Genomic DNA, 14,179 nt, shown 5'->3' on the forward strand with positions numbered 1-14,179 from the left:
TTTTCTCTGCATTTTGCCCATTCCGCCTCTGGGCACCATTTTCCCAAGGTCCATTCTGGACACACCCCATCGCGTCGCCGCCAGCATCGCCAAGTGAAATCACTTTGCGCACATCGGCCCGCCGACGGATTTAATTTGCTTGGCCACCCCTCAACCCTAGGGCAAACTGCCTGCCGGGGCTGCAGGAGGTGAAATGAGAGCACGCGCAGCAACGCTTGGGGATCTGGAGGATGTCTTTCGTGGTCTGTCCAAGCGGATGTCGGACGAATACGTCGCGGCCGGCAAGGACAGCAAGATCGCCTACGACAATCTGATGATGAATTTGAAGGAGGGCCGCGCGCACGCGCTTGTCGAGGGCGACAAGGCCGTGGCGATCATCGCCTGGCATGAGAACAGCGACGCCGCCGACACGCTGTTCGCCGCACGGGAGGACTTCTTCCGTGCCGCGACCGTTCGCTTCTGCAAGCGGCATATCCGGCACATCCAGGCGCTCGCCGGCAACCTCGCCATCCACTCGCGCAGCTGGCTGCAGGGGCCGGATGTCGCAAGATGGTTTGGCGTTATCGGCTATGTCGAGCGCGGCCGGGAGAATGGCGCCACTTTGTTCGAGCTGCCGCCGGCTCGCGGATAGGCAATCGCGGGATATTGCCTGGCAAGCTTGCAGTTTCGAGCGCTCTCCCAGGAGGGCGCGAAGAGACTTTTCCACCAGCCGTCCTGGCAGAAGCTGTGAGGCGTGCTGCCGTTGATTTCCAGATGTTTCCTGCGACTATCGGCACGCACACTTGCGGAAGATAGAGGTCGAAACAATGCATCTGGACCACTCCGATCACGTCTTCGTCGACCTCGTGCCCGAGCAGTTCGGCGCGTCGGAAACCATCGTGGCGCGCTATCGCGGGCTTGTCGCCACCGCCTTTCGCTATCGATCCGGCGTTGCCGGGCTTCGGATCAGCAACGCGAAGGGCGAAATCGTCATGCTGCCGTTCCAAGGACAGCAGATCTGGGACGCGACCTTCCTCGGCCGCTCCCTGACCATGCGCTCGATGTTCGATGAGCCGGTCGCGACCCGGGACTATCTTTCCAACTACGGCGCGCTCTTCATTCACTGCGGCGCCACCGCAATGGGAAATCCGGGCCCGGATGACCGTCACCCGCTTCACGGCGATCTGCCCAATGCGCCTTATCAGGACGTGCAACTGATCGCCGGCAGCAATTCCGAAGGACCCTTCATGGCGCTGACGGGGCGCTGCCGACAGACCGTCGCTTTCAGCCATGACTATGTGATGGAGCCGACCGTACGGCTGCAACTCGATGCCAGCAGCGTCGCCGTCGACATCGTGATCGAGAACCTGAAACGCTCGGCCATGGAGTTGATGTACCTGGCGCACATCAATTTCAAGCCGGCCGATGGCGGGCGCCTGGTCGACACCGTAGCGGATGATTCCGCGGACATTGTCGTGCGCCAGACGCTGCCGCCCTTTTTCACACCGAGCGAAAGCTACCTTGCTTACCGCGATGCCGTTGTCGCCGATCCTTCGCGGCATCGCCTGCTGACCAAGGGCGAGCCGATCGACCCAGAACTCGTGCTGACGATGAGGGCTAAGGCGGACCTCCAGGGCTGGGCGCACGCCTTGCAGGTCCATCCGGACCGTACGGCGGATTTCGTCAGCTTTCGCCCCGACGAGCTCAATTATGCCGTCCGCTGGATCACGCGCGGCGCCGACCAGGACGCACTTGGCCTCGTGCTGCCGGCCACCGCCGAACCAGACGGCTATCTTGCGGCCAAGGAAAGAGGCCGCCTGGTTCGCGTCGTACCCGGGGAAAAATTCCGCTGTGCCCTGCGTTTTGGCGCTATGGACGCGGACGCAGCCGCACAACGGGAACAAGCCATCGCAGCGTTGAGAGGTGAAGGCCGTTAGTCGCAAGCCCTGACCGCAAATGCTGCCTGAACCGCGCGATTGACCGTGACCGGCAGGATCGACATGTGGTTCTCGCCGGCGTGCAGCTCGAAGCGCGCGCGCACGCCCGGGAAAGCATCAAGCCGCTGCGCCATTGCCCGCGCGAATTCATCGGTGCGTGTCACCTTCTTCTGCCGCAGGCGCTTTTCCTCGTCCTCGGCGCCAATCTGGAACGGCGCCAGCTTCTCGGTCTCGTACTCGCCGGCCGACAGGATCATGGTCGCCGTCAGGCCAGCGGGAACGGCGGCCTCGAAGGTTTCGAGAAAGCGGTCGATGGCACGCTCTTCCCAATAGAGGGCGGGGCTCGCCGCGATCCAGGTCTGGAAGGCACACGGCCGCGTGAACAGGGCATAGAGCGCGAACAGGCCACCGAAAGAATGGCCGTAAAGCGCCTGGCGGTTTGTGTCGACCGTGACCCGACCGGCGACCCATGGCTTGAGCTCGTCTTCGATGAAGGCAAGGAATTCCGCTGCCCCACCCGTCCGAACTTCGGGCGTGCCCTCGTAGAAGGGCGGGTAGGTCTTGCCCGGCGGCGGGCCGAGATCCCATGAGCGGCGCAACGGGTCGTAGGCGCCCTCGACGGGATAGCCGATGGCGACGATGACGCCCCAGCCGACATTGGTGCCCGTTGGATAGAAGGCCTGCGCGCGCATGGCGTCGACCGCCGTGCCGATGACGGCATTGCCGTCGGTCATGTAGAGGACCGGCCAGCCGGCTTCTGGCACCGGCCCGGACGGCACATGCAGGAATATCCGCCAGGGGGCGCCGCCCTGCGCCGGGACGAAGTCGTGGATCGTGGTGTCGGCAATCAAGGCTGGCGCCGCCATCGACTTGGACATGGATATCTCCAGAGGGACAAAAAAGTCAGCGGCGGCGCAGCAGCCACATCAGCACCGGGCCGCCGATGAGCGTGGCGACGAGACCGGCCGGGATCTGGCGCGGGAAGATGGCGGTGCGGCCCACCCAGTCGGCGGCGACCATGATCAGCGCGCCGGCGAGCACCGCGCCAATGGCCTGCGGCAGCGCACGGGAGAGGCCAAAGCGACGGGCAAGGTGCGGCGCCATCAGGCCGATGAAGGTCAGCGGACCGACGATCAGCGTCGAGGCTGCGGTGAGTGCCGCGACCACCAGCAGCACGAAAAGCCGCGTCCTCTTCAGGTCAATGCCAAGGCCCTGCACAGCGGCGGGGCCAAGCGGCAGGATGTCGAGCCAACGCATGAAGAAAGGCGCGAGCGCGAAGAGGCAGACGGCGATACCACCGGTCAGCAAGGCGTCACCGACATCGACGCCATAGGTCGAGCCGGTCAGCCAGTTGAGCAGCAGCATGGCACGCGGATCGCCGGTGGCGGTGAGCACCAGGATCAGCGCGTCGAACAAGGCCGTCAGGGCAACGCCTGCGAGCAGCAGCCGCTCCGGCGCATAGGCGGCACGGCGGCCGATCGCCAGCGTCACCAGCAAAGCGGCGAAGGCGCCGATGGTTGCCGCCGCCGTCTGAACCGGGCGTCCGGCATCGGAGAGCGCAAACAGCGCCACCATCATGCCAAGGGCGGCACCGGCGCTGATGCCAAGCACTTCCGGGCTGGCCATCGGATTGCCGGTCAGCCGCTGCATCATCAGCCCGGCGAGCGCCAGCATCGCCCCGGCGCTCAGCGCGGCAAGCACACGAGGCCACCGCCACGACAGCAAAGGCTGCAACTGGTCGCCGAAGGCGAGGGTCCAGCCATGCGGACCCGGTCCATAGAGCAGGGCCAGCCCGAGCAGCAGAAGCAGAGCCAGGCCGATCGCCACCAGCACAAGGCCGGGCCGGCTTGCGCGCGGCAGGCGCGCGGCCATCAAGGTCGGGACTTCCGAGCCAAGAGCAAGGCGCGGCAGCAGCCAGAGAAGCAGAGGCGCGCCGAGAAGTGCTGTGATCGCTCCGGTCGGCAGCAGGTCGCCTTGCGGTCCAGTGGCGATCTGTACGGCCTGGTCGGCTGTCCACAACAGCGCCCCGCCGATCAGCGGCGCCATCACCAGTTGTTGGCCCAGCCGCCGGGCACCGCCGATGCGCGCGAGCGTCGCCGCAGCCAGGCCGACGAAACCGATGACGCCGACAGCGGCAACGACAAACGCGATCAGGGCGACCGCGGCCGCCAGTCCTGCGAAGCGATAGGCGCCGAGCGGCACGCCAAGGCTGCGCGCGCCTTCATCGTCGAGACCAAGCAGGGCCAGCGGCCGCACCATGAGGAAGATCGCCAGTGCCGCGCCGCCGATGCGTGGCAACAGCCACAGTGTCATCGACCAGTCCTGCTGGCCCAGCGAACCGGCGCCCCAGATGAACAGGCCGGCCAACCATTCATGCCGCAGCACAATGAGGGCAGCGCCGATAGCGCCGGCATAGAGACTGACAACAAGCCCCGCCAGCACGACCGAAAGCGGTGACAGGCCTTTGTGCCAGGACAGAGCGATGACGGCGGCAAGGGCAACGAATGCGCCGCCCAGCGCCACCCATTCGCGGCCAAAGGCAAGCAGCGACGGTGACAGAAGCGTTGCTAGTGCCAGCGCCAGATAGGCGCCCGCCGAGACGCCAACCGTTTCGGGCGAGGCAAGCGGGTTGCGCAGAACCTGCTGCAGGACGGTTCCGGCAAGCCCGAGCGCCGCACCGCATAAAAGGCTGACGGCAAGCCTGGGCAGGAAGGCGTAGTGGACGAGCACCTGCCGCATATCATCAATGTCCGGGGCGGCGAGCGATTGGAGCCAGAGCGCCGATGGCAGCTGCACGGTGAGGTTTGAGACGGTTGCCGCGATCGCCGTCGCGAGCAGCACCGCGCAAAGCAGGATCGCGCCTACCGGCTGATTGCCAAGAGAGCCCCATGGCAAGGCGCGGCCCGACGGCGCAAGCTTTCCTTCTTGAGTGACGGCCGCGGCATCCTCAGCCATGGGCGGCCTCCGCGGTCATCGCCGACGCCAGGACCCGAGCAAAACGGCGCGCGGATGGAAGCGCGCCAAACATCAGGACGGCAGGAAGGCGCATGATCCAGCGGTTGCGCACGAAAGGCATGGCGTTCCAGACCGGACTTTCGGTCAGCGTGCCGCCAGCGCCCTCAGGCAAGGGTTCGAGATAGGCGAGGCGCGCATCGCTGGATGTTGCCAGCCCGTCGATACCGACGGTCGAAAACCCCCAGTAATTGGTCTCGGCCGTCCACGCGTTGCTGAGCCCGATGCGGTCGAACACCTCCTGAAACAGGCTCTTTGCGCCGTAGACGCGCACATTGCGGGGGTCCAGGAAGCTGACGACATAGATCGGCCGTGCCGACAGCGGCGCCAGTTGCTGGCGAACTTCCGTAAAATACGCGTCTGCCGCCGCGATCAGCGCTTCGCCTTCGCTTTCCTTGCCGACAAGCCCGGCGAGCTGGCGCGTCGCCTCGACGGCGTGCTGATAGGGCTGCCCGGCTTCGGTGTAGAGACCGATCGTCGTCACCGGAGCCACGCGTTCGAGCAGCGGCTTGATGCCGTCGAGATACGGCATGGACAGGATGATGTCGGGCCTGAGCTGCTGCAGGAATTCAAGATTGGGCTCGAGCAGCGTGCCGACATCGGCGATGTCAGGCGGCAGCCGCGGCTCGACCACCCATTTCTCCCAGACCTCCCGATCGGCAATGGCGACCGGGCTGACGCCGAGCATGAGCAAGGTCTCGGTCAACCCGTCATCCAGGCAGACTATGCGCAACGGACGGGCTTCAGCCGTGGAGAACCCCATGCCGGCGAACGGCAGCGTGAAAAGCCCGAGCGCCTGGCGCCGGGTCATTCGGCTGCGCAAGTGATCGGACGCGGCTCTCGACTGGGGCTCTCGGTCTCTCTGCAATGCGGCGTGCCCTGCTTTTCGGGATACGGTCTCCAGTGACCACTGCCCGGTTGACTATGAAACATGAGTTTAATAGTCAACATTTTGGTGGCCTGACAAGTCAACTTTTACGCAACCGCATGCCAGGCGCAGCCGCCGCTTGGCCGCAAGGCGATTCGCCCGTACAACAGCGCTGTGCGATGTGGCCGCCAAAAAATCACGGCCCGCGAAGCCCAATCCGCGCCTCGCATCATTTTTCCTCCACGAAGGCATTCCATGATAGACGAAGCCACGGTCGCCTTTGGGCAGCCGTTTCCTGGATTGCCTGAGAGACCAAAGACGGCCAAGGAACGAACCAAAAAAGCCGGCAGCAAGCCGCCGCCTGAAGACGTCAAGGACCGGTCGAACGCATCAAGGCAGCGCGATCGGGTTGCACTCGGCAAGGCTTGATGATTTGTTGCCGCTATACGGAGAACGAATGATGCGAGAGCCTGCCGGTCAAGACGAATACGGGTCGACGAACCCCTTCGATCCGGACGACCTGCCGACGTTGAACGCAATCGGCCCGAGCATGGGTAGCGGCAATGATTTCGAGAGATATGCCGTTGCCGTGATCATCGTGTTCGGTGCGCTGATCATTGGCGGGCTGATGGCCGCATCGATGGTCTTCGGGCACCGCAACGGCTTCCTCTTCGCGCTTGGCGGCGCCACGTCCGCCTGGATATCCGGAAACGCGCTGCTGCTCGACCGGCCGCGTATCTATGCGCTGTTCGTCGGCATTGCCGCCTTGATGCTGGTTGCGTCCACCCTCACGCTGGTCTTGTGACGGTCAAATCGGTGTGAGCCGATCCACTTGAGCAGCGGGCGATCAACCCGAATCGCCGCGCGGCACCAAGCTTTTCCTCCGAGCTGTCAGTATCCGAGCGCCTCGCCAGAGGCCGCGCGGCTGTCGATGGCGCCGTTGTAGCGCGCGCCGCCGCCCTTCTCGATTTCCGCCAGGCTCTTGCCGCCGACCAGGATGCCGGCCGCCTGCCCCCAGGTCTGGTCAGCGAGATCGAGGTGATATCCCATGCCGGCCAGCAGCTTTTCTGTGTCCGGCGACAGGCCGAACGGCTCGACATAAACCTTGTCGGGCAGCCATTGATGGTGGATGCGAGGCGCGTCGATCGCCTCCTGGATGTTCATGCCGTGGTCGATGACATTGACGATCGCTTCCAGCGTGATGGTGATGATGCGCGAGCCACCCGGGCTGCCGATGACCATGAACGGCTTGCCGTCCTTGGCGACCACGGTCGGGCTCATCGACGACAGCGGCGTCTTCTTCGGCTGGATGGCGTTGGCCTCGCCCTGGACCAGGCCATAGAGGTTGGGCACGCCGGGCTTCTGGGTGAAATCGTCCATCTCGTTGTTGAGCAGGATGCCGGTGCCGTCGGCAACGACGCCGGCGCCGAAGGACCCGTTCAGCGTGTAGGTGACCGCGACCGCATTGCCTTCATCGTCGATGATCGAATAATGCGTCGTCTCCTTGCTCTCGCCAAAGCCCTTCGGCATCAGATCCTGCGACACGCCGGCCCGGAACGGGTCGATCTTGTCGCGGATATCCTTGGCATAGGCCTTATCGAGCAATTTCGAGACCGGATTGTCGACGAAATCGGGATCGCCGAGCGCGGAATTGCGGTCGACATAGGCGTAGCGCATCGCCTCGACCATGACATGGACCGTCTCGGCCGAACCGGCACCAAGGTAGGACAAGGGATAGCCCTCCAGAACGTTGAGGATTTCGCAGATGGTGACGCCGCCGGAGCTGGGCGGCGGCGAGGAGGTGATCTCGTAGCCGCGATAGGTGCAGGTCACGGGCTTGAGTTCGCGCACCGCATATTGCTCGAAATCCGGTTTGGCGAGAATGCCGCCCTTGGCGCCGCTCGCCTTGACGATGGCATCGGCGATGGCGCCTTTGTAAAAGGCATCCGTACCCCTTTCGGAAATGGTTGCGAGCGACGCCGCGAGGTCGGGCTGGACCAGCCGCTCGCCGATGCCATAGGGCTTGCCGTCGGGTTTCAGGAATATGGCGGCGGCCGCGGGGTCCTTCGCCAGCCTGCCGGCACTGCCGGCAAAAGAGGCGGCGTCGCCCTGGTTGAGGATGAACCCGTCCTTGGCGTAGCCGATTGCCGGCGCCATCAGATCCTGGCGGGACAATTTGCCGTATTTTTCGCGGGCCATCTCCAGACCGGCCACCGAACCCGGCACGCCGACCGCAAGATAACCGTCGAGACTCGCCCCCTTCACCGGGTTGCCGTCCTTGTCGAGATACATGGTTTTTGTCGCCGCCAGCGGCGCCCGCTCGCGGAAATCGAGAAAGGTCGATTTGCCGTCCTTGAAGCGGATGGTCATGAAGCCGCCGCCGCCGACATTGCCGGCATTGGGGTAGACGACCGCGAGCGCATAGCCGACGGCAACCGCCGCATCGACAGCATTGCCGCCCTTCTTCAAGACCTCGATGCCGACTTCGGACGCCAGATGCTGGGCCGTCACCACCATGCCGTGCTCGCCCTTGGCAGGCGCCGGCGAGGCGGCGAAGACGCCCGTCAACGGCGCCAGGGCAAAGGTGATGGAAAGACTGGCGGCGATCAGTGTTCTGCGGGTGAGCGGCATGGCCTGCCTCCGGGAGCGTGAGGGGTGCGCCTAGAAGAGCCTCTTGGGGTGGGTTAGTCTAGCCAATAATAACGGGTGGCGATCCTTCACACCCCCCTCTGTCCTGCCGGACATCTCCCCCGCAAGGGGGGAGATCGGTTGTTGTCTCTGCTTTCGCCAATCTTCGACATTGCAGGAAGAGCGCTGCCGATGAAGCGGCCAATCTCCCCCCTTGCGGGGGAGATGTCCGGCAGGACAGAGGGGGGTGCTCAAGTGCTGTCCTCGCCTCTGTCGGATCGACGGAAACGTCGAATTATGGGCTACACAATGCCGCCAGAGCCGCCGGCGACCGCCGGGCGTTCGGCCGCGACTTTCGCCCGGTAGCCCGCCGCACGATACGCCGCGACCGGATCAATGGCGCCGCCGGTCTTCAGCCGCGCCATGGCGAGGATCGGCTCGACATCGGTGCGGTAGGCGGCTTTTAGCGTCTGCGTCGCCATCAGCGCGTCGTTCAAGTCCTGAAAACCTTCCAGCGCCTTGCGGTCGACGAGCAGCGCCTGCGCATAGGCGCGCTGCACCTCGACCGCCGACAGCATCAGGCTTTCGATCGGGTCGGTTACGTTGTGGCTCTGGTCGAGCATGTGCGCCGGGTCAAAACCCTCGGCGCCGGAAAGTTCTGCATCGACCAGTTCGTTGAAGACGAGGAACAGCCGGTAGGGATCGATCGAACCGGCATCGAGATCATCGTCGCCATATTTCGAGTCGTTGAAGTGGAAGCCGCCAAGCTTCTTGAACTGGATCAGCCGCGAGACGATCATCTCGATGTTGACGTTGGGGGCATGGTGGCCAAGGTCGACGAGACAGAACGCCTTGTCGCCCAATTCCCTGGCGATGATGTAGTTGGTGCCCCAGTCCTGCACGACGGTGGAATAGAAGGCCGGCTCGTACATCTTGTGCTCGGAAAACAGCTTCCAGCCGGCGGGCAGCCCGGCGTAAACCTCTTTCATGGCGTCGAGATAGCGCTCGAACGCCTTGGCGAAATTGACCTGGCCCGGGAAGTTCGAGCCGTCGCCGATCCACACCGTCAGCGCCTTGGAGCCAAGCGTCTCGCCGATCTCGATGCATTCGAGATTGTGCTCGACCGCTTGCCGCCGCGTGCCGGCATCGGCATGCGACAGCGAGCCGAATTTGTAGGAAAGCGCTTGGTCCTTTGCATCGGAAAAAGTGTTGGAATTCATGGCGTCGAAGCTGAGGCCAAAGCGCGAAGCCGCCTGCTTCAGCCGGTTCGGGTCGGCCTTGTCCCACGGAATGTGCAGGGAGACGGTCGGCGTCGCCTGCGTCAATTGCTGGATGACGGCGCAATCCTCGATCTTGTCGAAGATGTCGCGCGGCTCGCCGGCGCCGGGAAAGCGGGCAAAGCGCGTGCCGCCGGTGCCGACACCCCAGGACGGGATCGCCACCGCGAATTTCTCGACCTTGTCGCGGATGGCGTCGATGGCGATGCCGCGACGGTCGAGGCGTTCGCCGAGCGAGGCGTAGTCGCGTTCGAGGTCGGCCTTGCGCGCGGCATTGTCCTTGTCGACGGTATCGGCGGCGATGATCTGTTCCATCGTCCTCCTCCGCTCAGCGCGTGAACGACTGGGCGTTGCCCGCGTCGACATTGATGATGTTGCCGGTCGACTTGGCCGACATGTCGGACGCCAGGAAATAGATCGCTTCGGCGATGTCTTCCGGGAAGACCGAGCGCTTCAGCATCGAACGCGAGCGATAGTGCTCCTCCAGATCGTCGGTCGACATCTTGTAGGCGGCGGCGCGCTGTTCCTTCCACTCGCCGGTCCAGATCTTCGAGCCGCGAAGCACCGCGTCCGGGTTGACGACATTGACCCTGATCTGCGCCTCCGCGCCCTCCAGCGCCAGGCAGCGGGCGAGATGGATCTCGGCGGCCTTGGCGGTGCAATAGGCGGCGGCGTTGGGCGATGCGGCAAGGCCGTTCTTGGAGGCGACGAAGACGACGTTACCGCCGATCTTCTGCGCGCGGAACAGCCGGAACGCTTCCCGCGAGACCAGGAAATAACCGGTCGACAATATGTCCATGTTCTTGTTCCACAGCGCCAGCGTCGTCTCCTCGATCGGCGCCGAGGAGGCCAGCCCTGCATTCGACACCAGAATGTCGATGCCGCCGAACTCGACCGCCGTCTCGGCAAAGCCCGAAATGACCTGGTCCTCCGAGGTGACGTTGATCAATACCGGGCGGACGAAATCCTTGCCGTAGACTTTCGCCAGTTCGTCATTGGCGCTGGCCAGCGCTGTCTCGTCGATGTCGGCCAGCACCACGCAGGCGCCTTCGCGCAGCAGGCGGTTGGCCGTGGCGCGGCCGATGCCGCCGGCGCCACCGGTGACCAGCGCGATCTGGCCGGCAAGCGACTTCGGCTTCGGCATACGCTGCAGCTTCAGATCCTCGAGCAGCCAGTATTCGATGTCGAAGGCTTCCTGTGCGGGCAGGCCGACATAGGACGATACGGTGGAGGCGCCGCGCATGACGTTGATGGCGTTGACGTAGAATTCGCCCGAAATGCGCGCCGTCGCCTTGTCGCCGGCGAAGGTGAACATGCCGACGCCGGGCATCAGGTAGACGACGGCATTGGGATCGCGGATGGCGGGCGAGTCCGCATGCTTGCAGCTGTCGTAGTAGGCCTGGTAGCCGACGCGATATTCGGCGATGTCGTCGGCAAGGCGCGCGATGACCGCATCGACATCGGGTTTTGCCGGATCGAACTCGATGACCAGCGGGCGGATCTTGGTGCGCAGGAAATGGTCGGGGCACGACGTGCCGAGTGCCGCCAGCGGGCGCAGATCCCTGGAGTTGACGAATTCGAGCACAGCAGTGGAATCGTCGAAATGGCCTGTTTTGTGGCTCTTTTCCGAAATCAGGCCGCGAATCCTCGGCATCAGCTTTGCGGCAATCGCACGGCGCTCAGTGGCGTCGAGCGACTTGACCGCTTCACCGCCGAGGATAGCGACACCCTCGGAGCGGCGCTCGAACCATTCGATCGCCTGGTTGATCACCGAGATCGTCGTCTCGTAGCATTCCCTGGGGGTGTCGCCCCAGGTGAACAGGCCGTGGCTTTCCAGGATAACGCCTTTGGCGGCAGGATGTTCGAGGCAGAATTTTTCCAGCCACAGGCCGAGTTCGAAGCCCGGGCGCTTCCACGGCAACCAGCCAATGGCGTCGCCGAAGATTTCTTTGGTCAGCGCCTTCGAATCCTTTGCCGCGGCAATGGCGATGATGGCATCGGGATGCATGTGGTCGACAAAAGGCTTCGGCACGTAGGCATGCAACGGCGTGTCGATAGAGGCCGCGCGCGGATTGAGGTTGAAGGTGCAGTGCGGCAGGAAGCCGACCATTTCATCTTCGTGCTCGACGCCGCGATAGAGGCCTTTGAGCGCGCGCAGCTTGTCCATGTAGAGCGTGGCGAAGCCATCCAGCTTGATCGAGGCGCTGTCGCCGCCCGACCCCTTGACCCACAGCACTTCGACATCCTCGCCGGTGAGCGGGTCTCTCTGCCAGATCTTCGAGGACGTGTTGCCGCCGCCATAGTTGGTGACGCGCTTGTCCGAGCCAAGTGTGTTCGAGCGGTAGACCAGAAGTTCCGGCCCGCTCATCGCGTGAGCCTTGGCCTCATCCCACAGATTGGCGAGGCGCGCGCCGGTGCGCTTGTCGAGCATAAGAAATCCTCCCGAAGGCACGCAAAAGGCGCGGCCATTTGGTTCGAATTTCCACGGAAGCAGCCGGCTTGTCAATCACAAACGATCAAGATCGATCATATTGCACTGCACAATGAAATTATATGATCGGAAATGATTGACACTGCGCGTTTTGGGTGCCTAGATGCTCTGGCAGGGAGGAACCATGCACGAAAAAGAGCGCCACAGGATCATTCTGTCCGCCGTCCAGGAAAAGCCTGTTGTGACGGTGCAAGAGATGGTCGACCTGACGGAGTCCTCCGAGGCGACGATCCGGCGCGATATCGCGGCTCTCCACGTCCAGAAGCGCCTGCGCCGCGTCCGCGGCGGCGCCGAGGCAATCTCGCCGCCGCAGTTCATCGGGCTGGCCGGCCGGCCCTTTTCCGTCAACGAAACGATCAACGCCTCGCAGAAGCGGGCAATCGCGCGTGAAGCGGTCGAACTGTGCAAGGACGGCGAACCGATCATCATCAATGGCGGCACCACCACCTTCCAGATGGTGCATTTCCTGACCGGCCGCCGGATGCCGATCTTCACCAACTCGTTTCCGATCGCCGAGCATCTGCTCAAGCACTCCAAGAACACGGTGATGCTGTCGGGCGGCACCATCTATCGCGAGCAGAACATCATCCTGTCTCCCTTCGACAATGACGTGACGCGCAATTTCTATGCGCGCCGCATGTTCATGGGCGCGCAGGGGCTGGGGCCGCTTGGCCTGATGGAAGGCGATCCGCTTTTGATCCAGGCGGAGCAGAAGCTGATCGACCAGGCCGACGAGTTGGTGGTGCTGGTCGATTCCTCAAAATTCCGCAAACGCTCCAGCCTGATCCTGTGCGGCCTGTCGCGCATCGCCACCGTCATCACCGATGACGGCATCGAGGATCGCGAAGCCAAGATGCTGGAAACCGCCGGCGTGACGCTGATCGTCGCCCGCACATCCGCAACCAACAAGGAAGAATCTTCACTGCAGGCCTGAGGCCAACTCGCGCTCGCAGCGGCGATGGAATGCAACGCTCAAGGGAGGAAATTCGATGAGCTTCTTGAAGAAATTGATGGTGACGGCTGCATTCTCAGCCGCCATGTTCGTGAATGCCGCCTATGCCGAGAACGTCAAGATCGCGTTGGTGGTGAAGTCGCTCGGCAACGGCTTCTTCGATGCCGCCAACAAGGGCGCCGAAGAGGCGGCCAAGGAACTCGGCGATGTCGACATCATCTACACCGGCCCGACCAAGGCGACCGCCGAAGCGCAGATCGAAGTGGTCAATTCGCTGATCGCGCAGAAGGTCAACGCCATCGCCATTTCGGCCAATGACGCCGACGCGCTGGTACCGGTGCTGAAGAAGGCCATGGAACGCGGCATCACCGTCATCTCCTGGGATTCGGGCGTCGCCAAGGAAGGCCGCCAGCTTCACCTCAACCCGTCCGACACCGGCCTGATCGGCGAGACCATCATCAAGCTTGCCGCCGATTACCTGCCGGAAGGCGGCGAAGTCGCCATCCTGTCGGCCTCCTCGACCGCGACCAACCAGAACGCCTGGATCGATGCGGCCAAGAAGATCCTGCCGGAGAAGTTCCCCAAGATCAAACTTGTCGCCACCGTCTATGGCGATGACGATTCGGCCAAGAGCACTGATGAGGCCAAGGGCCTGTTGAAGTCCTATCCGAACCTCAAGGCGATCATAGCGCCGACCACCGTCGGCGTCGTTGCCGCCGCCCAGGTCGTCACCGATGAGAACTTGATCGGCAAGGTCAATGTCACCGGCCTGGCGCTGCCGTCCGAGTTCAAGAAGTTTATCGACAACGGTTCCAGCCAGGCGGTTGCGCTGTGGAATCCGATCGACCTCGGCTACTCGGCCGTCTACCTCGCCCATAATCTGGCGGTGAAGAAGGAAGAGGCGAAGCCCGGCGCCACGCTGTCGATCGGCCGCGTCGGCAAGGTCACGCTCGACGACACCAACTCGGCTGCGATGGCTCCGCCGTTCCAGTTCGACAAGTCGAACATCGAGAAGTTCTCCAAGATTTATTGATC

General features: G+C 63.5%; 11 protein-coding genes. 5 read left to right on the forward strand and 6 right to left on the reverse strand.

Translation table 11 applies throughout. The annotated features are described in order from the left end of the window. Positions 1-193: 193 nt before the first annotated feature. Together EOA19_RS26140 and EOA19_RS26145 are read left to right on the forward strand one after the other, a co-directional pair. The gene (locus tag EOA19_RS26140; protein ID WP_023813918.1) at positions 194-631 is read left to right on the forward strand and encodes a hypothetical protein; all 438 of its coding nucleotides are present in this window, start codon (positions 194-196) and stop codon (positions 629-631) included. Positions 632-806: 175 nt separating this feature from the next. Then, positions 807-1,916 carry a DUF4432 family protein gene (locus EOA19_RS26145; protein WP_128305234.1) on the forward strand — a complete coding sequence of 370 codons (1,110 nt, stop codon included), beginning with the start codon at positions 807-809 and terminating at the stop codon, positions 1,914-1,916. Here EOA19_RS26145 and EOA19_RS26150 read toward each other — a convergent pair. From EOA19_RS26150 to EOA19_RS26160, 3 genes are read right to left on the reverse strand one after another with little or no spacing between them, the layout of a single operon-like run. Continuing rightward, positions 1,913-2,794 (reverse strand): alpha/beta hydrolase-fold protein, encoded by an 882-nt coding sequence (locus EOA19_RS26150; RefSeq protein ID WP_128305235.1) that lies wholly within the window; start codon positions 2,792-2,794, stop codon positions 1,913-1,915. The two genes, EOA19_RS26145 and EOA19_RS26150, sit on opposite strands and share 4 nt — an antisense overlap. A 25-nt stretch (positions 2,795-2,819) precedes the next feature. Then, positions 2,820-4,871, reverse strand: a complete 2,052-nt coding sequence (gene fhuB, locus EOA19_RS26155) for a Fe(3+)-hydroxamate ABC transporter permease FhuB (RefSeq protein ID WP_128305236.1) — start codon at positions 4,869-4,871, stop codon at positions 2,820-2,822. Beyond that, positions 4,864-5,739 carry an ABC transporter substrate-binding protein gene (locus EOA19_RS26160; RefSeq protein ID WP_128305237.1) on the reverse strand — a complete coding sequence of 292 codons (876 nt, stop codon included), beginning with the start codon at positions 5,737-5,739 and terminating at the stop codon, positions 4,864-4,866. The genes fhuB and EOA19_RS26160 overlap by 8 nt, the downstream gene beginning before the upstream one ends. A gap of 514 nt (positions 5,740-6,253) precedes the next feature. On the opposite strand from EOA19_RS26160, the gene EOA19_RS26165 reads away from it, so the two are divergent. Further along, positions 6,254-6,601, forward strand: a complete 348-nt coding sequence (locus EOA19_RS26165; RefSeq protein ID WP_032808338.1) for a hypothetical protein — start codon at positions 6,254-6,256, stop codon at positions 6,599-6,601. An 86-nt stretch (positions 6,602-6,687) separates the two neighbouring features. Here EOA19_RS26165 and ggt read toward each other — a convergent pair whose 3' ends face one another. From ggt to EOA19_RS26185, 3 genes are all read right to left on the reverse strand, one after another. Then, on the reverse strand, positions 6,688-8,427 hold the full coding sequence (ggt, locus tag EOA19_RS26170) for a gamma-glutamyltransferase (protein ID WP_128305238.1): 1,740 nt from the start codon (positions 8,425-8,427) through the stop codon (positions 6,688-6,690). Between the two features lie 299 nt (positions 8,428-8,726). Further along, entirely contained in the window at positions 8,727-10,016 is a 1,290-nt protein-coding gene (rhaI, locus tag EOA19_RS26180) for an L-rhamnose catabolism isomerase (protein WP_128305239.1), read from the reverse strand. Positions 10,017-10,029: 13 nt separating this feature from the next. Further along, complete coding sequence (locus EOA19_RS26185) at positions 10,030-12,132, reverse strand: bifunctional rhamnulose-1-phosphate aldolase/short-chain dehydrogenase (RefSeq protein ID WP_128305240.1); 2,103 nt, start codon at positions 12,130-12,132, stop codon at positions 10,030-10,032. A gap of 184 nt (positions 12,133-12,316) precedes the next feature. Here EOA19_RS26185 and EOA19_RS26190 point away from each other — a divergent pair, with 184 nt between their 5' ends. Together EOA19_RS26190 and rhaS are read left to right on the forward strand one after the other, a co-directional pair. Next, complete coding sequence (locus EOA19_RS26190; protein ID WP_023813909.1) at positions 12,317-13,126, forward strand: DeoR/GlpR family DNA-binding transcription regulator; 810 nt, start codon at positions 12,317-12,319, stop codon at positions 13,124-13,126. A 55-nt stretch (positions 13,127-13,181) separates the two neighbouring features. Continuing rightward, on the forward strand, positions 13,182-14,177 hold the full coding sequence (gene rhaS / locus EOA19_RS26195; RefSeq protein ID WP_128305241.1) for a rhamnose ABC transporter substrate-binding protein: 996 nt from the start codon (positions 13,182-13,184) through the stop codon (positions 14,175-14,177). Positions 14,178-14,179: the final 2 nt, after the last annotated feature.

Origin of the sequence: Mesorhizobium sp. M7A.F.Ca.US.010.02.1.1 (assembly GCF_004023085.1) — a bacterium.
Lineage (GTDB): Bacteria > Pseudomonadota > Alphaproteobacteria > Rhizobiales > Rhizobiaceae > Mesorhizobium.